The organism is Nocardia lijiangensis NBRC 108240 (assembly GCF_001613045.1).
In the GTDB taxonomy this organism is placed as follows: Bacteria; Actinomycetota; Actinomycetes; order Mycobacteriales; family Mycobacteriaceae; genus Nocardia; species Nocardia lijiangensis.
In genome coordinates, this window is record NZ_BDBP01000013.1 from 1 (window position 1) to 18,502 (window position 18,502).

The following is an 18,502-nucleotide window of genomic DNA, read 5'->3' on the forward strand; positions in this document are numbered from 1 at the left end:
CCGGACCAGTTCGGGCGCCGCGGTCTCCGGGACGTCCGTCGTCGCGCTCGCGGACCCGCGCCCGTTGCTGAAATCCGCCGAACCGGCCTCGCCGACCGGCGCCGCGGCCGTGCCCGCGAGCACGACGGTGCCGAAGCCATGGCTGCGCAACAACATTGCGCCGCCAGCATCGATGCTGCCGGAATCCGGCAGGCTCACCCCGCGCAGCGAGCGGGTCGCCAGGATCGAATCGACGAGTTCCGCGGGCGCGTCCAACGCGCGCGCGGACAGCTCGGGATCATCGACCGCCGCCAGCGCGGTCACGTCCACCTGCGCGAACGGCAACGCCACCGTGCACGTCGACGAGGCGAGCGCGCGCAACCGGTCCAGCCAGACCCGCGCATGCTCGGATCCGGCGCCCTCCCTGGTCGCGCCGTCCGGATCCGACGGGCTGGCGAGCACGCGGTAACCCTCTGTCATCGCCTGCACGGTGAGCAGCAGATCCGGGTCGATCACGACGCACACCGCCGAGGCCACTCCGCGATCCCGGTTCACCCCCGAGCCGAGCGCCGACTCCAGCGCGCCGAGCAGCTGCTCCAGCCGACCGCCCTTGCCCAGCGAGGCCGCCAGCTCGTCGTCGGTCAGCTCGACATTGCCGTTCACCGAGCCCGGCACGCCCGCCACCATCCGCGGCCGGTCGGCCAACGGCCACAGCAACGTGGTGCCCACCGGAGCGTCGGTCGGCGCGGGCACCGGCTCCGGAGCGTCCGGCCCTGCGGGCGGCACACCGAGCACCGGCAACAGGAACCGCGCGTCGTCGAGCCGCGCCTGGCTGCCGTATGCGGGCTCGCCGTTGACGTTCAACAGCAGCGGGTACACGCCGGGCTCGGTGATCTGCAACGACGCATCATCGCCCGACCGCAGCGGAATGCTCAGCGTGAACTGCTTGCGCTGCCCGGGGCTGAGCCGCTCGACCACGTCCTCGAACGGACCGGTCAGCTCGTAGTTGACCTGATCCAGCCGCAACGCCGAGCGCAACCCGCTCGGCGCCGACACCGCCGCCGCCCGTTGAATACGGACGCTGATGTCGTCGACCACGCGATCGCCGATGTTCGTCACCGTGCCCGACACCGTGAGCAGTGGATCACTGGTCGTGGTCACTGCCGAGGGCGTCACCGAATCCAGCGACAGCTTCACGAATTTGGGCGTCGTGGAATTGTTCGACCCGTTCGGCTGCGCACCCGACGGTGCGGCGAGCAGCACCGGCACGGCCGTCACCGAACCGAGTAAGGTCAGGACCGCCACGATGATCCGGAACAGGCCCACCCGTCGCCCGGCCACCACCCCCCACGGAATCGCTGCGCGATGCCGAAAAGTCTGGGTCATCGCTTGCCGGTCTCCATCCGGTCGATCAACCGGTTCGCCACCTCGGCGAGTCTGCGCTCGTCGGCGTAGGCCAAACGAGAATCCAGCTCACTCAAGGGAACCCAGGCGACCTGGGTGACCTCCACGTCGGCGTCGGACAACTCGCCGCCGACGGAACGCAAAAGATAATGATGCACGGTCTTGTGTACCCGGCGGCCCTCGGTGACGAACCAGTAATCGATACTGCCCAACTCGGCCACCACCACGCCGTGAATGCCGGTCTCCTCGGCCACCTCACGGATCGCGGTCTGCTCCGCCGTCTCGCCTTCCTCGATATGACCCTTCGGCAACGACCACAGCAACCGGCCGCGGCGATCGGTGCGACCGATCAAGGCAGCGCTGCGTTTATCGCTCGGTCCGTCCAGACCGTCCACGACCAATCCCCCCGCGGAAGTCTCCCGGACGGTACGCATGCGCGGTTTCGCCGCGTTGGCCGCCGAACCGCGGCGCCGAGGCTGGCGGCGTCGACTGTTCGCGCGATCGGCCGGAGACACCAAGCAATCCTACTGTGTTCGATTTGCCGCGCTGGCGCGCGGCGGGTTCGCGGCCCTTATGTCTCGCTTCCCAGCGGTCGAGACTCGCGACTTCGTCGCATGCGCTTCGACCGCTGGGAAGCGAGACGGCCGCGAACGGTCGCTCGTCGGGCTCGCTCCGTGGTCGGCGGGTGGGGATGCGATGTGTTCTGTTCGTTTAAATCTTTGCGACTGGCTGGCTCGGTCGAGATTCGCGACCGTGTTGTTGGCGCGCGTGTTCGCGGCCCCTTTTGTCGCGAACGGGCTCGTAAGGCTCTCCCCCGGGGGTGGTTGGGAATGTGGGGATGGCGGTTCGTTTCATGGGCTGCGCGGAGTGGTTGTGACCATCGGTTTGTCAGGTGGACCGGCATCTCTTCTCGTTCGATCCGGGTGTTCGGTCGCGTGCCGGAAAATCGCTTTTCCCGGCTCGGTAAGCTGCTTGTTCGTGGTTTCGCCCAAGTCCGAGGATGCGCAAGTGACCGATCCCGCCCAGCTGCCTTCCGACGATCGGCGTACCCGGTTGCTGGCGGCGGCCGCGGTCACGCTCGGCGGGCTCGCCGACGTGCTCACGCCACTCGGGGAACTGTTCGCGGCGCGCGGGCACGAGCTGTATCTGGTCGGCGGCAGCGTGCGCGACGCGGTGCTCGGGCGGCTCGGCACGGATCTGGACTTCACCACCAGCGCGCGGCCGGAGCAGGTGCAGGACATCATGCGTGGGTGGGCCGACCACCTGTGGGACACCGGCGGCCTTGCGTTCGGCACGGTCAGCGCGGCAAAGGCCGATCAGCAGCTGGAGATCACCACCTTCCGCAGCGACACCTACGACCGGGTCTCGCGCAATCCGGAGGTGACCTTCGGCGACACCCTCGAAGGCGACCTGGTGCGCCGCGACTTCACCGTCAACGCGATGGCCGTGAAGATCGCCGCGGACGGTTCGCTCGAGTTCGTCGATCCGCTCGGCGGGATGGACGCGCTGCTGGCCGGCGTGCTGGACACCCCTGCGGCGCCGGAGGATTCGTTCCACGACGATCCGCTGCGCATGCTGCGCGCCGCCCGCTTCGTCTCGCAGCTCGGGTTCGCACTCACGCCCCGGGTGCGCACCGCCATCGAGGCGATGGCGGAGGAGATCGATCGCATCACCGCCGAGCGGGTGCGCGTCGAACTCGACAAGCTCATCGGCGGCGTGCACCCGATCGACGGCATCAACGTGATGTGTGAGACCGGTCTCGCCCAGCGCGTGCTGCCCGAGGTGCCCGCGATGAAGCTGGAGATCGACGAGCACCACCAGCACAAGGACGTGTACTGGCATTCACTCACCGTGCTGCAGCAGGCCATCGACCTCGAGGAGGGCGATCCCGACCTGGTGCTGCGCTGGGCGGCGCTGCTGCACGACATCGGCAAGCCCGACACCAAGCGCAACGAGCCGGGCGGCGGCGTCAGCTTTCACCATCACGAGGTGGTCGGCGCCAAGATGGTGCGCAGGCGGATGCGGGCGCTGAAGTATCCGAAGCAGTTCACCGAGGACGTGGCGCGGCTGGTCTTCCTGCATCTGCGTTTCCACGGCTACGGCAAGGGGCAGTGGACCGATTCCGCGGTGCGCCGCTACGTCACCGACGCTGCCGAGTTGCTGCCCCGGCTGCACAAGCTGGTGCGCGCGGACTGCACCACCCGCAACAAGCGCCGCGCCGCCGCCCTGCGCGCCACCTACGACGACCTCGAGGTGCGCATCGAGCGGATCCAGCAGGAGGAGGATCTGGCCAGGGTCCGCCCCGACCTGGACGGCAACGCGATCATGGAGCTGCTCGGCCTGCCGCCCGGCCCCGCGGTCGGCAAGGCGTGGCGCTACCTCAAGGAGCTGCGCCTCGATCGCGGCCCGATGACGCGCGACGAGGCCGAGGCGGCGCTGATGGAATGGTGGAAGTCGCAGAGCTGAAAGGGCTTTCGCGACCCGGGCTCAGAAGACGATGAGCGTGGTTCCCGCGACGATGGCGTTGCGGATCTGCACCAGGTCGAACGAGCCGGTCGTTTCCGGCAGGTCGACGTGGAACCGGACCAGGTCGTCCTCGCGGAAGGCGCGTGCGATGCGGGCGTGCTGCGGCAGGTTCTCCAGCAGCAGCGCGGGCGCGGTGATGATGCGCCGCGGTATCCGGAGGCCGAGCCAGTTGGCCCGGTGGATGTCGATGGTGAGCAGGTTGTTCTCGATCGCGGCGTCGACCAGCGCGGTCATCCTGCGTCTTCGGTGCCTGGCCCGGATCAGGCCGTTCTCGTGCACGCTCAGTTTCCAGTCCAGCGGCTGGGTGTTCAGCCAGCCGACCAGGGCCGCCGTGGTGACGGTGCCCTCCAGGTCCAGCTGGGACGCCCGCAACTTGGTCGGCACCCCGGGGATCAGCCGGACGCCGTGCGCGATCACCGTGACCGCTTCGATCGGATGGTCGTCCCAGCTCATCCGCGACAGGACCGTCTTGGTCTGGAAGTGCGCTCCGCGCCTGCGCACCTTCAATACCTGCAGGGTCGCGCTCACCTCGTGGCCGAGCAGGGTGGCACTGACCTCTTGGCCGCCGAACCGGCTGAGGATGCCTTCGCTGAGCACCGTCATCAGAACGTCGGGCATCAGCGCGGTGACCGTGCCCGAGCCGAGGTCGACGACGGGATCCACCCACGAGGTGGTTGTCGTGATCCACTGCTCCAGCCAGGACTGATCGAACAGGCGCTTGCCGAAGTCGACGGCCCATAGCGGTGACCATGACTTCGGATCGAAATACGTGGCCATGATTGCACCGAGGGTACTTGCCGGAGCGCGGTGCGACCATCCGTGCGGAGGGCGATCATCGGTGCGGTTGCGATCAGCGGCGCCGGTCTGCCGATTCTTTGGCCGGTGCGGCGCGCGAGGACGACAATGTCACGGGCACGCGCAGAATCGACGGCGGGAGGACACCGATGGCGCTGGATCTCAACAGCGATCTCGGCGAGGGCTTCGGCCCGTGGACGATGGGCGACGACGCGGCGATGCTCGACATCGTGACCAGCGCCAACATCGCCTGCGGCTTTCACGCCGGTGATCCGTCGATCATGCGCGCCACCTGCACGACGGCGGTGCGCAAGGGAGTGCGGATCGGCGCCCACGTCGGGTACCGGGACCTGGCCGGTTTCGGCAGGCGCGCGATCGCCGTGCCGCCCGCCGAGCTGCGCGACGAGGTGCTGTATCAGATCGGAGCGCTCGACGCCTTCGCCAAGGCCGCGGGCGACCGGGTCCGCTATGTGAAGCCGCACGGCGCGCTCTACCACGCCGCCGCGGCGGATCGGGAGCTGGCCGAGGCGCTGCTCACCGCGTTGGCCGAGTACGACGCCGAACTCGTGCTGCTCGGCCCGGCGGCCACGGAGCTCGAGACGGCTGCCGCCGAAGCGAAGATCCGGTTCGTCGGCGAGGGCTTCGCCGACCGCGCCTACACCCCGTCCGGCTCGCTCGCTCCGCGCGGGCTGCCCGGCGCGGTCCTGCACGCGGATGAGGCAGTGGCGCAGGCGATGTCGATCGCGGCGTCGCGCACGGCGCGCACGATCGAAGGCGGTGAGGTCGCGGTCTCCGCAGCCAGTCTGTGCGTGCACGGCGACACCCCGGCCGCGGTGGAGATGGCGCGGCGGATTCGCGCCGAACTCGCGGAGTCGGGTGTCCCGGTCGAGCCGTTCGCATAGACCGGAGAGCCGCGATGAGAGACCCGAAATCGCCCTGGCAGAAGTACATTCGAGCGGCCGGGGATCGAGCGCTTCTGGTCGCCCCGAGCGACCCCGGCCTGGCCGCCGCATTGGCCGATGCGCTGCGCGGCAGCGCGCCCGCGGGCATCCAGGACGTATTGCCCGCTGCCGAAACCGTGCTGGTGACTCTGGTTTCCGCCGCCGACGCCGAATCGGTGCGCCGCGAGATCTGTGCTCTGCTGGAAGACGCACAGCTGGAAGGGACTCAGCTCGAAGATGCCCAGCTCGAAGACGCCCAGCGCACTGCTTACTCGCCGGATGTTTCCCGTGAAACAGTGCCGCACAACGATTCTCCCGAACCGATCGTCATCCCGGTGCGCTACGACGGGGCGGACCTGGCCGATGTCGCCGACCTGCTCGGCATGACAGAGGACGAGGTGATCGCCGCGCATACCGGCACCGTATGGCGTTGCGCGTTCGTCGGATTCGCACCGGGCTTCGGCTATCTCGAGTCCCCCGACGGTCGCCTGACCGTGCCCCGCAGGGACACCGCGCGCACGTCGATACCCGAAGGCGCCGTCGCCCTCGCGGGCGGCTACTCGGCGGTGTATCCGCGCAGCACGCCGGGCGGCTGGCAGTTGATCGGCCGTACCGATCTGCCGATGTGGGACGTCGACCGCGATCCGCCCGCGCTGATCCGCGTGGGCGGTATGGTCCGTTTCGAGGTGGCCGGATGATGCTCGTCGAGTGGGTCGGCCCGCTGGCCACCATCCAGGATCTCGGCCGTCCCGGCTGGTTCGATTCCGGCGTCGGGCCGTCGGGCGCGGCCGATCGCGCGTCACTGCGCCTGGCGAATCGACTGGTCGGGAATCCGGAGGGCGCCGCGGCGATCGAGGTGTTGCTCGGCGGCCTGGTGCTGCGCGCCGAACGGCACCACACCGTCGCGGTGACCGGCGCACCCGCCCAGGCGGTGCTGGACGGCACTCCGGTCGGCCATGCCAGCGTGCTGGAACTCGAAGAGGGGCAGTCCCTTCGGCTCGGCTTCGCGTCGAGCGGGCTGCGCAGTTACGTCGCGGTGCGCGGCGGCATCGATGTCGCGCCGGTGCTCGGATCGCGCAGCCGCGACACGCTGTCCGGCATCGGACCGGAACCGCTGCGGGTGGGCGTTCGGCTGCCGATCGGGCCCGTTCCGCGCCAGCTTCCGCTCGTCGACTTCGCGCCCGTCGCGGGTCCGATCAACGGTGTCGTCACGGTGCGCGCGCTGCTCGGCCCGCGCGACGACTGGTTCGACGACGCCGCAGCGCTTTTCGCGGGCGAATGGTCGGTGTCCAGCGACATCGACCGCGTCGGCGCCCGCATCGACCGCGTCAGCGGTCCGCCCCTGCGGCGGCGGATCACCGGCGAATTGCGCACCGAGGGTATGGCGCTCGGCTCGGTTCAAGTGCCGCCGAGCGGCCAGCCGGTGATCTTCCTCGCCGATCACCCGATCACCGGCGGTTATCCGGTGATCGCGGTGGTACTCGACGCCGACGTCGACGCGGTGGCCCAGGCCAGACCCGGTCAGCGACTACGGTTTCTGCGCGTCAGCTGATCATTTCGGCGTGCCGATGTCGGCGCGCATCAGATAGACGTTGTAGGTGTCCCAGGCCGAGATGGTGAAGTACAGGTCCCGTCCTGTGGACCACGGGTGGATGAAGCCGCCGTAGGACTTCGGGTAGTCCGAGGTGTTGACCAGCGTCGCCGTGTCGGTCCAGATACCCTGCGGCGCAGCGGCTTCCCTCAGCACGACGGCGCCCTGCGCCGAATCCAAGTACACCATCTGCCATTTGCCGGCGGCCTTGTCGTAGCGCACCGACACCTCGCTCGCGATGCCGAGAAACAGTGGCGTCGCGTGGTTCTCGGCGACGGGCGCCCAGCTGCCGTTCACCCAGTACTGGTACGCGGTCTTGTTGAGTACCTGATTCTTGGGCACCCTGGCCAACCCGACCACGCCGACCCGGCCGTTGGGCGTGCCGAACATGTAGACGTAGTCGCCCTGCGGGACCATCGCGGCGACTTGGAAGCGCCCCATCCCGAAAAGGTTGTCCCACCTGGCGTACTGATCCTTGGTCCAGGTGCTGCCGTTGTCGTCGGAGTAGGCGATGCCGCCGTAGTTGGTCCACCACATGCCGGGGACGCGGCTCCACCTGTTCACCGACATGTAGCTCAGGTACTGGCGCTTCCCGATCGCGAACCCGGAGGTCGGGATGACGGTGGTCTCCCAGTTCTTGATCTTGCGGCTGCTCAGGATCTCGGCCGCGTGGCAGCGGCTGTCCTGCACCATGGTGTCGAGGGTCAAGCCGTCGGAGAGGTCGCGGTCGGTGCTGTAGGCCAGCACGTTGCTGCGCCAGTCCGGTCCGCCCGCGCCGCCGGTCACCCAGCCCTCGCCGAAGGTGTCGCCGAAGACGACGGCGACCTCGCCCGGCTTGGTCTCCCACATCAGGCCGAGGTCGGTGCCGTCGACCTGCCAGCGCATATCGGTGCGGTTGTCCGAACCGTGCCCGGTGACCTGGCCGACCAGTTCGACCTCGTTCACCCGCGGCGTGCCGACGCCCTCGGCCACGGGCCCCGGTTCGATCGGGTGCACGACCAGAGGTGGCGCGGGCTGCGGCTCCTCGCCGGGGCCGCCCGGCACCGGAATGGGGATGGGCTCGATCTCGGGGCGGAACTCGATGCGCGGCAACTGGATTCCAGCGCTGCCCGAGCCGGAGCCAGAGCCGCTGCCGGAGTCCGAACTGCCGGTGTCCGAGCTGCCGGTGTCCGAGCTGCCCGAGCCGGAACCGCTTCCGCTGCCCGAGCTCGATCCGGTGCCGCCGGGAGCCGGCGCCTCGGGCGTCTCCGGATCCGAGGCCGCCGTCTCCGGCTTCGGCGTGTCGCGGATATCGGGACACGGGTTGCGGCACGGATCTTCGGGCAGCGGCTCGGGAACGATGCGGGTCTTGTCCTGCGGCGGGTCCGGCACGGGCACCGGAGTGATCTCCGGGATCGGCACGGGAATGTCGATCTGCGGCGGGAGCACGATCGGCGGTGGCGGCGGCAGGCTCGGATCGGGCCGGCGGGCCAGCGGATCGAATCCCGTCTCGCCGCACAGATTGACCGGCGGAGGTGCCCACGGGTGGGGAGCGGCCTGCGCGGGAGCGGGGACCGACAGCGCTCCGGCGAGCAATACCCCGAAGAGCGCTGGCGATTCCAGCTTCCGCGGCAGCGCTCCCATATCTGTTGACTCCCTGGTCGAATCGGACGCAGCTTGATCAACTTACCGGAACGGACGAGGTCGGGCCGGGCGCCGTGCGGAGCCGATCACAATCGTGAGGGAACCGGATCGGGGCCGGTCGCGTCCAACCAGATATGAACGACATCGAGTACGGCTTCGGGACGGGCGACGGCACCGTCGAGGTCTGGTCGTCACCGGCCGATCTCGACCTGGCCAGCACCGGGACCGCCGACGCCATCCAGCTGGATTTCGACGACGACGGCCTTGCCGACGACGCACTGTGGGATTCGCACGGCACCGGCGTCGCCGACGTGGCCGCGCTAGACCTCGACGACGACGGCGTGCTCGACCACTTCTATACCGATCCCACCGGACTCGGCACCTGGAATCACCAGATCACCGGCGCGGCCGCCGACGCGGTCAGCGAACCGCTCGACTGGATCGTGCGCACCGGCCCGGACCCGCTCGCCGCCCCGCAGCACGGCGCGGGCCCCGCCGTCACCGAAGCTCTCGCCGACTACCCGATCCATCCGGAACCGCCCGCGGGCGTCTTGCACCAGGTTCCCCCGTGGGACCACCCGACATCGCCGCGAGACCTGCCGCCCGCCGCGAATCATCCCGAACCGCCGCATCATTCGGCCCCGCTGGGATCGGAGCACCCGATCTGGTCCGCCCGCCCGGACGACGCGGCGCCCCTGCCGACGGAGACCGCGCGGATCGCCGAACCGCCCACGACGACATCCGACCTGTTCGAGGATCCGCACTCGCGCTTCTGATCCACGAGCGCTGCGGAGTACTAACGTCCGGCCGTCCGCCGCCTGCTGTTGAGCGCGATCGCGAGAATCCCCAGCCCGTACCCGGCCGCGCCCGCCACGACCACCGGCAGCGAGCGCCCGTTGTCGGGGATCATCAGGGCGGCGAGCGCGATGGCCGAGACGAACGCGATATTGAAGACGGTGTCCTGGAGGGCGAACACCTGTCCGCGCCTGGCGTCATCGATATCTATCTGCATGGTGGCGTCGCCGGTGAGTTTGATCGTCTGCCCGGCCAGCCCGAACAGGAAGGCGCCCGCCAGCAGCAGTTGATGCGCGCGCTGGGTCGCCGCGCCCGCCTCGGCCACGGCGATCGGCGTCACCAGGGTGAGCTGCACGATCATCGCCGCGACCAGCCCGCCGACCACCGTGCGCGCCCGGCCGAACCGCGGGATCACCAAGGGCGCGACGACGGCGGCGACCAGCATGCCGCCCGCCGTCGCGGCGATCGCCACGCCGAACCCGATCAGGCCGCTGCTCAGTCCCGAACCCGACTGCCGCAACACCAGCACCATGATCAGCGTGTTCGCCCCGAACACCACCCGATGCGTGCCGATGCCGACCATCGCCGTGGTCACCGACACCGACTGCCACACCGCCGTCGCGCCGGTGCGCAGCCCGGTGAGGATCGCGTGCACGGTTCCCTCCCGCACCGCGCTGCCGTCCTCCGGACCGAGCACGCCGTGCCGGAAGCCCGCCGCGAACACCGCGCCGAGCACCGACCCGGCTCCGCTGATCGCGACGGCGACGGCGGAACCGAAATCACCCGCCCCGATCACCCCGATCACGGCCACCGCGATGGCCGCGCCCGCGGCAGCACAGCCCGAGGCCACCGTGGCCAGCACCGAATTCATCGGCACCAACCACTCCTGGGCGAGCACCTTCGGCAACGCCGCCGAGACGCCCGCCATCACGAATCTGCTGATGCCGACCACGGCCAGCGCGAGCAGCAGCAGCGGCGGCTCGGCGATTCCGAGGAGCAGGCAGACGCTCGTCACGCCGATCAGCACGCCGCGCAGCGCATTGGCCACCAGCAGCACCGCGCGCCGGTCCCAGCGATCCAGCAGTGCGCCCGCGTAGGGCCCGATCAGCGAATACGGCAGGAGCAGGACGGCGAAGCCCGCGGCGATGGCGAGCGGATCGGTCTCGCGTTCGGGGTTGAACAGGATCGCGCCGGACAGCGCCGCCTGGAACATCCCGTCGCCGAACTGTCCGGCGAAGCGCACGATCGCCAAGCGCAGCACGCCGGGACTCTCGCGCAGCGCCGTGCGCAGCGGAACGCGCGGCGCGTCGGCGGGCGGGCTGGCTTCTGGGCGACCGATAGACACCGCCCCGATTGTGCCCTGCCCGGGTCAGCCCGAGCTGACCAGGGAACTGACCGCCGCCCGCATATCGGGCGTCATCGGCAGTTCGTCGAGCGCGCTCGCGTCGATCCAGGCGAAGGCGTCGTGTTCGCCGGGAGCCAGCGCCACCTCGCCCGGCTCCACCTCCACGAGGAAGCTGAACTTGCGCACCTTCGGCCTGGTGCGGGTGGCGTAGTCGATGCCGCCGAGGAACTCGGTGATGGTGCGTACCCGCAGCCCGGTTTCCTCGAACAATTCCCGCGCCACGCACTCGGCGAAGGTCTCCCCCGATTCCACGCCGCCGCCGGGCAGTTCGTACATGCCGCCGTGATAGTCGTCGGGCACCCGCCGGACCATGAGGAGTTTCCGGTCGCGGAACACGGCGACGCCGACCACGAAATCGCTGATGCCGTCGCGGCGCGCCTCGGTGCGGAGCTGCCGTTCGATGCGATCGAGCGCGTTACGCCGCAATTCGGCTCTCACCTCCGGTTCCGTTGGGGCGCATGGTGTTACGAACCCGGTGCCGTCGAGAAAGGGCTCCGTCGCGGGTTACCCTACGTGTCCTGTTCCCGCTGCGCCGCACCGGTCGGTACTGGTTGCCTGCCGTTCACCCGCTGGTCGCTCGCGTAAAATGCCGAGTGCAGGACAATTTACTAGTAATCAGGAGTACCGCGACCTCGAGTGCTCCTACCCTGAAAGGTGATCGGTGCACGGTCGGAGAGAGGAGGACCCCGATGTCCACACTCACGACGCCTCACATCGATGTTCACCGTGGCGGCGACCGCATGAAAACGCGGGTGTCCTGGCTGGATTCGAAGCATTCGTTCTCCTTCGGTGAGCACTACGACCCGGAGAACACCCATCACGGCCTGCTGCTGGTGAACAACGAGGACATCGTGCTGCCCGGGCAGGGTTTCGACACCCATCCGCACCGGGACATGGAGATCGTCACCTGGGTCCTCGGCGGCAGCCTGGTGCACCAGGATTCGCTCGGGCACAGCGGCGTCATCTACCCCGGCCTCGCCCAGCGGATGAGCGCGGGCACCGGCATCCTGCATTCGGAGAAGAACGACTCGTGGCGGCTGGACAACAGCGCCGAGCACGAGGAGCCGGTGCATTTCGTGCAGATGTGGGTGGTGCCCGACGAGCCGGGCCTGACCCCCGGCTACCAGCAGCTGGAAATCGATGACGAGCTGGCGGGCGGCGGCCTTGTCGCGGTGGCCTCGGGCCTGCCGCGCTACCGCGATCGCACCGCCATCGCGATCAACAGCAGCCATTCCGCGCTGCACGTGGCCCGCATGCCCGGTGTGGAGCCGGGCGCGGCGCCGCAGGTGATCGACCTGCCCGACGCGCCGTACCTGCACCTGTTCGTCGCCCGCGGCGAGGTGGAGATGGAGGGCGTCGGCCCGCTGTACGAGGGCGACGCCGTGCGCCTGACGCGCACCGGCGGTCAGCGCATCACCGCGCACGCTCCGGCGGAAATCCTGGTCTGGGAGATGCACGCGAGACTCGGCGGACAATGAGCGGTCCATCGGTCGGTGCGCCCGATTAACATCCGAGCGTAGGGAGCGCGATCAGTAGGCGACGGCCGCGCAGCGCACCCGCAGGACCCGCGAGACCCGCAGCGAGTTCGACCAGCGGCACCGACTGAGAGGAAGTCCATGTCGCAATATCCCCCGCCCGGCCAATACCCTCCGCCACCCGGACAGTATCCGCCGCCGCCCGGCGGGTATCCCCCGCCCGGACAGGGCGGCTATTGGCAGGAGTCGCCGAAGGGCAAGGGCCTCGCCATCACCGCGTTGGTTCTCGGCATCCTGGCGCTGCTCAGCTTCTGGACGATCCTCGGCGGCGTCCTGTTCGGCCTGTTCGGTCTGATCTTCGGCATCATCGCCTTCGTCAAGGCGCGCAAGGGCACCGCGGGCGGCACCGGGATGGCCGTCACCGGTTTGATCTTGAGCGTGCTCGCCCTGATCGGCTCGATCCTCATCGCCATCGTCGGCTGGAGCTTCTTCGTCGATTCCGGCGGCAAGGACCTGATCGACTGCCTGGACAAGGCGGGCAACGATCAGTCCAAGATCGATGAGTGCGAGCGGAAGTGGAACCAGAACATCGAGGATCGCTTCAGCGTCACGCTGACGCCGCGGCCGACGCCGTAGGCGAGCTCACTCGTGCTTCGACGGGATCGTCGCTGCCCTGGTAGCGGCGATCACCTCGGGCAGTTCCGGCCGGTAGTCCCGGTCCGGCGGCGCGACCCAGGTGCGGTAGCCGCTGTGTTCGTCGGCGGGCGAGGGCAACACGATGCGGCTGCCCGGCAGGGCGACCGAGGCGCAGACGCGGAACAGGTCGGCGAAAAGCGCCATGTCCAGGTAGGAGTTGTCGGTCGGACCGGTCAGGAACGTCCAGCGCCCTGAACGCGGATGCGCGATGATCGGGCCGCCGCGGCGTCCGCCCGCGGTGAGCAGCGCACGCACCTTGGCGCCGAGGGAGGCGGGCATGACGACCGCGCCGACGGCCCCGACCTCGAGCACGATGCGGCCGAGCGCAGGGTCGACCACGGCATATAGCCCGTTGTCCTTGCGGTAGTGGCGACATCGGGCGAACGCGTCCTGGGCGGCTGTGTACTCCTGAGCGGCCGCGAACTCCGGGGCGGCCGCGTGCGATGGCGAGGCGTCCGGTGCTTCGAGCGGGCCGTGACTGCCTGATTCAGTGCGGAACGTGCTCATGACGTACCTCGCCTCGATGCGGAGTGAACGTGACGGGTGAATCGGCCGCTGTGTCGACCCTAGCCCTGCGCAACTAGGTTGACAATAGTCACGCGCTGGCGTGTTGCCGAGGCGTAGCATCGCGTGTCATGGCACCCGTCTCGCCTACTGTCGCGCGTTGGGAACTGGTGCTGCGCCTTCGCGAGCTGCGCGAACAGCGCGGCTTCGATTCCGCGACCTTCGCCAAGCGGGTCGGTTTCACCCCGGCGAACTGGTCGCACGTGGAAAAGGGCAGGCGCGTGCTCACCGGCAACACCATCGGTCCCGTGCTCGAACTGCTCGAGGTGACCGCCGAGGAGCGCACCGAGTTGCTCGCCCTGCTGGACGCCAGTAAACAGCGCGGCTGGTGGGCGAAGTCCTCCGCGCTGATCGGTCCCGAACTCCAGCGGCTCTACGGCATGGAGCACGGCGCGCAGAGCATCCGCAGTTACGACAGCCTGATCGTTCCCGGTTTGCTGCAGACCGAGGCCTATGCCCGCGCTCTCATCAGCGCCGACGTGATGATCCGTCCCGTGCAGGTGGAACAGCTGGTGGCCATTCGCATGCGCCGCCAGGACCGGTTGCGCGGCCCGGAGCGCGTCGAGCTCACCGCCGTCGTCGGCGAGGCCGCGCTGTTGCAGCAGACCGGTGGCCCGACCGTGCTGCACGGCCAGCTCGAGCACTTGGCCAAGCTGATCGACGAGCTGGACACGGTCGAGGTGCGCGTCATCCCGTTCGCCGCGACAGCGGGCGCGACCCTGGGCGGTTGCAGTTTCCACCTGATCGATTTCGCCGGCGTGCAGCTGCCGACCTTCGGCTGGGCCGAGAGCGCGGTCTTCGGCGGCGCGGTCGACGACCCCGAGCTGGTGCGCGATCTGAGCTTCGCCTACCTGCGCGCGCTGGAGCAATCGCTGACCCGTGACGAATCATTGGCCCTGATCAGACGGCACGCGCTCGGGTAAAATCCTGCCCATGGCCACCACCGCTAGCCCGCCGGGCTCCACCGGCTGGTTCACGTCGACCCGATCGAACAATGGCAACCAATGCGTCGAGGTTCGGTTCGATGGTGATGCGGTGCTCATCCGTGACAGCAAATACCGCCGCAACCCGGCCAACCGCCCCGCCGACGAGCCCATCATCACCGTCACCGCGAGCGCATGGACCACGTTCCTGACCATGCTCAACAGCGGGCGATCGCACACCGACCTGATCGTCCACACCGCCGCGGACGGCACCACCACGCTCCGCCGCGGCGACATCGCCCTCGTCTACACCCCCGAAGAGTGGGAAGCCTTCCTCGCCGGCGCGTACGACGGCGAGTTCGACCGCATCATCCTGCCCGCCTGACCGCCCGCCCCGGCCGCCCGCGCGGCCGGGGTTCACTCTGCGTGAACGGGCCGCCTCCGCGGCGGCTATCACCCTGCGCGCTCGCGTCCACTGGGCATACTGGAGATCGTGACTTCCGAACCGATCAGCCTCTCCGGCCTCGACCTGTCCCATCTCGACGACTCCGTCCGGGTGCAGGACGACCTGTTCGTGCATGTCAACGGCAAATGGCTGGACGACTATCAGATACCGGCCGATCGCGCGGTCGACGGCGCCTTCCGCGCGCTGTACGACCAGGCCGAGCTGGACGTGCAGGTCATCATCCAGAACGCCGCGGAGGCGGCGGCCGAGCCGGGTAGCGACGCGCGCAAGATCGGCGATCTGTACTCGAGCTTCATGGACACCGACACCGTCACCGCCGCCGGGCTCGCGCCGATCTCCGCCGAGCTCGCCGCCGTGCGCGAGGTTGCCGATCGCGGCGCCTTCGCCGCGCTGATCGGGCGGCTCCAGCGCACCGGGGTCGGCGGCGCGGTCGGCGTCTACGTCGACACCGACGACAAGGACTCCAGCCGCTACCTGGTGCACGCGGGCCAGTCCGGTATCGGCCTGCCCGACGAGTCCTACTACCGCCAGGACGAATTCGCCGAGATCCGCACGAAGTACATCGCGCACATCGGTCGCATGTTCGCGCTCGCCGCGGCCGATCCGCGCGTCGCCGCGCTGCTGCCGGAGGACCTGGACTCGGTCGGGCAGCGGGTGTTCGAGCTGGAGCGCAAGCTGGCCGCAGGCCACTGGGACGTGGTCCGCCGCCGCGACGCCGAACGCAGCTACAACCTCACCACCTTCGACGCGCTGACCGCCGAGAACCCCGAATTCGACTGGGCCGCCTGGGTTTCGGCGCTCGCCGAGGGCACCGGCAAATCGGTCGACGAGCTTTTCGCCGAAGTGGTGGTGCGCCAGCCTTCGTACCTGCGCACCTTCGCGCAGACCTGGGCCGCGGAGGATCCGGCGGACTGGCGGGCCTGGGCCGCGTGGCGCGTCCTGCGTTCGCGCGCACCGTATCTCACCGACGAGATCGTCGAGGAGAACTTCGACTTCTACGGCCGCACGCTCACCGGCGCCCAGGAGAACCGGGAGCGCTGGAAGCGCGGCGTCTCGGTGGTGCAGGAGCTGCTCGGCGAGTCGGTCGGCAAACTGTATGTGGCCGAGCACTTTCCGCCGGAGGCGAAGGCCAAGATGGTGGAGCTCGTCGTCAATCTCCAAGAGGCGTACCGCCGCAACATCTCCGAGCTGGAGTGGATGGGTCCGGACACCAGGAAGGCGGCGCTGGCCAAGCTGGAGAAGTTCACCCCGAAGATCGGTTACCCGGAGCGCTGGCGCGACTACACCGCCGTGGTGATCGATCCCGCCGATCTGATCGGCAACTATCGCAGCGGCTATGCGGCAGAGCACGATCGCGACCTGAAGAAGCTCGGCGGGCCGGTCGATCGCGACGAATGGTTCATGACCCCGCAGACGGTGAACGCCTACTACAACCCGGGCATGAACGAGATCGTCTTCCCCGCAGCGATTCTGCAACCGCCGTTCTTCGACATGAACGCCGATGACGCGGCCAACTACGGCGGCATCGGCGCGGTGATCGGTCACGAGATCGGTCATGGCTTCGACGATCAGGGCGCCAAGTACGACGGCGACGGCAACATGATCGACTGGTGGACCGACGCCGACCGCGCCGAATTCGCCAAGCGCACCAAGGCGTTGATCGACCAGTACAGCGTGCTCTCCCCGCAGGACCTTTCCGACGAGCACACCGTCAACGGCGAATTCACCATCGGCGAGAACATCGGCGATCTGGGCGGGCTCTCCATCGCCTTGGAGGCGTACAAGATCTCGATGAACGGCGCCGAGCCCCCGGTCATCGACGGTCTCACCGGTTTGCAGCGCGTCTTCTACGGCTGGGCCCAGGTCTGGCGCACCAAGGCGCGTATCGAGGAAGCCATCCGCCGCCTCGCCGTCGACCCGCACTCCCCGCCCGAATTCCGTTGCAACGCCGTCGTCCGCAATATCGACAGCTTCCACGAAGCCTTCGACGTCCACCCCGGCGACGCCCTCTACCTGGAGCCCGCCGAACGCGTGAAGATCTGGTAATCACCGGCGAAACCGCTTCAGCGGAGCCGGGATTCGGTTTCGGAGTGGAAGAAGAAGACTTCGTCGGGTCTGGGGCGTAGGTGGAGCGGGGCGCCGGAGGCCACCTGGAAGCCGCGGTCGACGCGAACCACCACCTTGCCGGTGCGGCTGTGCCAGTCCTCGGACGCGCCGTGGCTGTGGACGAAGGATTCGGCGCCGAGTTCTTCGACGAGTTCGGCGGAGACGGTGAGGCTCCCGGCGTGGTCGGCGGTGACTTCCCAGGATTCGGGGCGGATGCCGACGATGACGCGCGTGCCTTTCTTCGCGGTGCGGGGCAGTGGGATTCGGATGTCGTCGAGCACCGCCGCGCCGTTGCGTACGGGCGCGTCGAGGAGATTCATGCCGGGTGAGCCGAGGAAACCGGCGACGAAGGTGTTGACCGGATCGTCGTAGAGCTCGCGCGGGGCGGCGAGCTGCTGGAGCCCGCCTTCGCGGAGCACGGCGATCCGGTCGCCCATGGTCATAGCCTCCACCTGGTCGTGGGTGACGTAGACGGTGGTGGTGCCGAGCTGCTTCTGCAGCGTGGCGATCTGGGATCGGGCGCTCACGCGCAGTTCGGCGTCCAGCGCGGCCAGCGGTTCGTCCATGCAGAACACCTGTGGCCTGCGCACGATGGCCCGGCCCATGGAAACGCGCTGGCGTTCCCCGCCGGAGAGCTTCGCAGGCTTGCGATCGAGCAGATCCTCCAGCTCGAGCAGCTTCGCCGCCTCGCGAACCCGAACGGTGGCCTCGGCCTCGTTCACTCCCGTGTTGCGCAGTGCGAAGCCCATGTTCTGCGCGACGGTCAGGTTCGGGTAGAGCGCGGAGCTCTGGAACACCATGGCCACGTCGCGGGCCCGCGGCGGCAAGTCGGTGACGTCCCTGCCGCCGATCAGGATGCGGCCGCTCGCCACCGGTTCCAACCCGGCCAGCATGCGCAGAATGGTGGACTTTCCGCACCCCCGGGGCCCGACGAGCACGAGGAACTCCCCGTCGGCGATGTCGAGCTCCAGGTCGTCGACAGCGGCCGCTGACGCACCGGAGTACCGGTGGGTCACCCGGTCGAAACGCACGGTCGCCATGCTGTCGTCTCCTCGTGTCGGCTGCGGTAGCACTCGCTCCGGCCGTGTACACACCCTTGGAGACTTTACGACGCGCACAGCAAATCTTCGGTGAACATCGCCCGGCGGCGCGCTGAGCATCCGACCAGTTCGTGTGAGACGGCGGAACCGCGAACCGTATGCGGATATTTCAC

General features: G+C 68.9%; 18 protein-coding genes. 10 read left to right on the plus strand and 8 right to left on the minus strand.

The annotated features are described in order from the left end of the window. Both NL1_RS04995 and NL1_RS05000 read right to left on the minus strand, forming a co-directional pair. Positions 1-1,365, minus strand: a 1,365-nt coding sequence (locus NL1_RS04995) for a DUF6049 family protein (protein WP_245673095.1), incomplete at its 3' end; no start/stop codon positions are given. Further along, a complete protein-coding gene (locus tag NL1_RS05000; RefSeq protein WP_067834794.1) occupies positions 1,362-1,898 on the minus strand; it encodes an NUDIX hydrolase in 537 nt (178 codons plus the stop codon). The genes NL1_RS05000 and NL1_RS04995, both read right to left, overlap by 4 nt. A gap of 493 nt (positions 1,899-2,391) precedes the next feature. Between NL1_RS05000 and NL1_RS05005 the strand changes: the two genes are divergently transcribed. Beyond that, a complete protein-coding gene (locus NL1_RS05005; RefSeq protein ID WP_067835035.1) occupies positions 2,392-3,849 on the plus strand; it encodes a CCA tRNA nucleotidyltransferase in 1,458 nt (485 codons plus the stop codon). 21 nt (positions 3,850-3,870) lie between these two features. Here NL1_RS05005 and NL1_RS05010 read toward each other — a convergent pair whose 3' ends face one another. Then, the gene (locus tag NL1_RS05010; protein ID WP_067834796.1) at positions 3,871-4,686 is read right to left on the minus strand and encodes a hypothetical protein; all 816 of its coding nucleotides are present in this window, start codon (positions 4,684-4,686) and stop codon (positions 3,871-3,873) included. Positions 4,687-4,853: 167 nt separating this feature from the next. On the opposite strand from NL1_RS05010, the gene NL1_RS05015 reads away from it, so the two are divergent. The 3 genes from NL1_RS05015 to NL1_RS05025 are packed head-to-tail and all read left to right on the plus strand — an operon-like array spanning position 4,854 to position 7,197. Then, the gene (locus NL1_RS05015; protein ID WP_156094664.1) at positions 4,854-5,606 is read left to right on the plus strand and encodes a LamB/YcsF family protein; all 753 of its coding nucleotides are present in this window, start codon (positions 4,854-4,856) and stop codon (positions 5,604-5,606) included. A gap of 14 nt (positions 5,607-5,620) precedes the next feature. Further along, positions 5,621-6,343 carry a 5-oxoprolinase subunit B family protein gene (locus tag NL1_RS05020; RefSeq protein ID WP_067834798.1) on the plus strand — a complete coding sequence of 241 codons (723 nt, stop codon included), beginning with the start codon at positions 5,621-5,623 and terminating at the stop codon, positions 6,341-6,343. Continuing rightward, on the plus strand, positions 6,340-7,197 hold the full coding sequence (locus NL1_RS05025) for a 5-oxoprolinase subunit C family protein (protein WP_067834800.1): 858 nt from the start codon (positions 6,340-6,342) through the stop codon (positions 7,195-7,197). Before NL1_RS05020 ends, NL1_RS05025 begins: the two co-directional genes overlap by 4 nt. Here NL1_RS05025 and NL1_RS05030 read toward each other — a convergent pair whose 3' ends face one another. After that, positions 7,198-8,859, minus strand: coding sequence for a glycoside hydrolase family 183 protein (locus tag NL1_RS05030; RefSeq protein WP_067834802.1), 1,662 nt, complete (start codon positions 8,857-8,859; stop codon positions 7,198-7,200). Between the two features lie 134 nt (positions 8,860-8,993). On the opposite strand from NL1_RS05030, the gene NL1_RS05035 reads away from it, so the two are divergent. After that, positions 8,994-9,635 (plus strand): hypothetical protein, encoded by a 642-nt coding sequence (locus tag NL1_RS05035; protein WP_067834804.1) that lies wholly within the window; start codon positions 8,994-8,996, stop codon positions 9,633-9,635. Between the two features lie 20 nt (positions 9,636-9,655). Here the strand turns inward: NL1_RS05035 and NL1_RS05040 are convergent, their stop codons facing one another. Continuing rightward, a complete protein-coding gene (locus NL1_RS05040; protein WP_084510321.1) occupies positions 9,656-10,999 on the minus strand; it encodes an MFS transporter in 1,344 nt (447 codons plus the stop codon). 24 nt (positions 11,000-11,023) lie between these two features. Continuing rightward, on the minus strand, positions 11,024-11,497 hold the full coding sequence (locus tag NL1_RS05045; RefSeq protein ID WP_245673096.1) for an NUDIX hydrolase: 474 nt from the start codon (positions 11,495-11,497) through the stop codon (positions 11,024-11,026). 251 nt (positions 11,498-11,748) lie between these two features. Here NL1_RS05045 and NL1_RS05050 point away from each other — a divergent pair, with 251 nt between their 5' ends. Further along, positions 11,749-12,537, plus strand: coding sequence for a pirin family protein (locus tag NL1_RS05050; RefSeq protein ID WP_067834806.1), 789 nt, complete (start codon positions 11,749-11,751; stop codon positions 12,535-12,537). A 138-nt stretch (positions 12,538-12,675) separates the two neighbouring features. Then, the gene (locus tag NL1_RS05055; protein ID WP_067834807.1) at positions 12,676-13,170 is read left to right on the plus strand and encodes a DUF4190 domain-containing protein; all 495 of its coding nucleotides are present in this window, start codon (positions 12,676-12,678) and stop codon (positions 13,168-13,170) included. Between the two features lie 6 nt (positions 13,171-13,176). Here NL1_RS05055 and NL1_RS05060 read toward each other — a convergent pair whose 3' ends face one another. Then, positions 13,177-13,737, minus strand: coding sequence for a hypothetical protein (locus NL1_RS05060; protein WP_067834809.1), 561 nt, complete (start codon positions 13,735-13,737; stop codon positions 13,177-13,179). Between the two features lie 128 nt (positions 13,738-13,865). Between NL1_RS05060 and NL1_RS05065 the strand changes: the two genes are divergently transcribed. The 3 genes from NL1_RS05065 (at position 13,866) to NL1_RS05075 (ending at position 17,229) form a co-directional block, all read left to right on the plus strand. Continuing rightward, entirely contained in the window at positions 13,866-14,717 is an 852-nt protein-coding gene (locus NL1_RS05065; protein ID WP_067834811.1) for a Scr1 family TA system antitoxin-like transcriptional regulator, read from the plus strand. A gap of 10 nt (positions 14,718-14,727) precedes the next feature. After that, entirely contained in the window at positions 14,728-15,102 is a 375-nt protein-coding gene (locus NL1_RS05070) for a DUF397 domain-containing protein (protein WP_067834814.1), read from the plus strand. Between the two features lie 99 nt (positions 15,103-15,201). Further along, complete coding sequence (locus NL1_RS05075) at positions 15,202-17,229, plus strand: M13 family metallopeptidase (protein ID WP_067834816.1); 2,028 nt, start codon at positions 15,202-15,204, stop codon at positions 17,227-17,229. A gap of 17 nt (positions 17,230-17,246) precedes the next feature. Here NL1_RS05075 and NL1_RS05080 read toward each other — a convergent pair whose 3' ends face one another. Beyond that, positions 17,247-18,329, minus strand: coding sequence for an ABC transporter ATP-binding protein (locus NL1_RS05080; protein WP_067834817.1), 1,083 nt, complete (start codon positions 18,327-18,329; stop codon positions 17,247-17,249). Positions 18,330-18,502 lie beyond the last annotated feature (173 nt).

Coding starts and splice junctions, on each gene's coding strand:
- NL1_RS05020 (WP_067834798.1), top strand. CDS start 5,621: ATGAGAGACCCGAAATCGCCCTGGCAGAAGTACATTCGAGCGGCCGGG.
- NL1_RS05025 (WP_067834800.1), top strand. CDS start 6,340: ATGATGCTCGTCGAGTGGGTCGGCCCGCTGGCCACCATCCAGGATCTC.
- NL1_RS05065 (WP_067834811.1), top strand. CDS start 13,866: ATGGCACCCGTCTCGCCTACTGTCGCGCGTTGGGAACTGGTGCTGCGC.
- NL1_RS05030 (WP_067834802.1), bottom strand. CDS start 8,859: ATGGGAGCGCTGCCGCGGAAGCTGGAATCGCCAGCGCTCTTCGGGGTA.
- NL1_RS05070 (WP_067834814.1), top strand. CDS start 14,728: ATGGCCACCACCGCTAGCCCGCCGGGCTCCACCGGCTGGTTCACGTCG.
- NL1_RS05035 (WP_067834804.1), top strand. CDS start 8,994: ATGAACGACATCGAGTACGGCTTCGGGACGGGCGACGGCACCGTCGAG.
- NL1_RS05080 (WP_067834817.1), bottom strand. CDS start 18,329: ATGGCGACCGTGCGTTTCGACCGGGTGACCCACCGGTACTCCGGTGCG.
- NL1_RS05060 (WP_067834809.1), bottom strand. CDS start 13,737: ATGAGCACGTTCCGCACTGAATCAGGCAGTCACGGCCCGCTCGAAGCA.
- NL1_RS05015 (WP_156094664.1), top strand. CDS start 4,854: ATGGCGCTGGATCTCAACAGCGATCTCGGCGAGGGCTTCGGCCCGTGG.
- NL1_RS05050 (WP_067834806.1), top strand. CDS start 11,749: ATGTCCACACTCACGACGCCTCACATCGATGTTCACCGTGGCGGCGAC.
- NL1_RS05010 (WP_067834796.1), bottom strand. CDS start 4,686: ATGGCCACGTATTTCGATCCGAAGTCATGGTCACCGCTATGGGCCGTC.
- NL1_RS05055 (WP_067834807.1), top strand. CDS start 12,676: ATGTCGCAATATCCCCCGCCCGGCCAATACCCTCCGCCACCCGGACAG.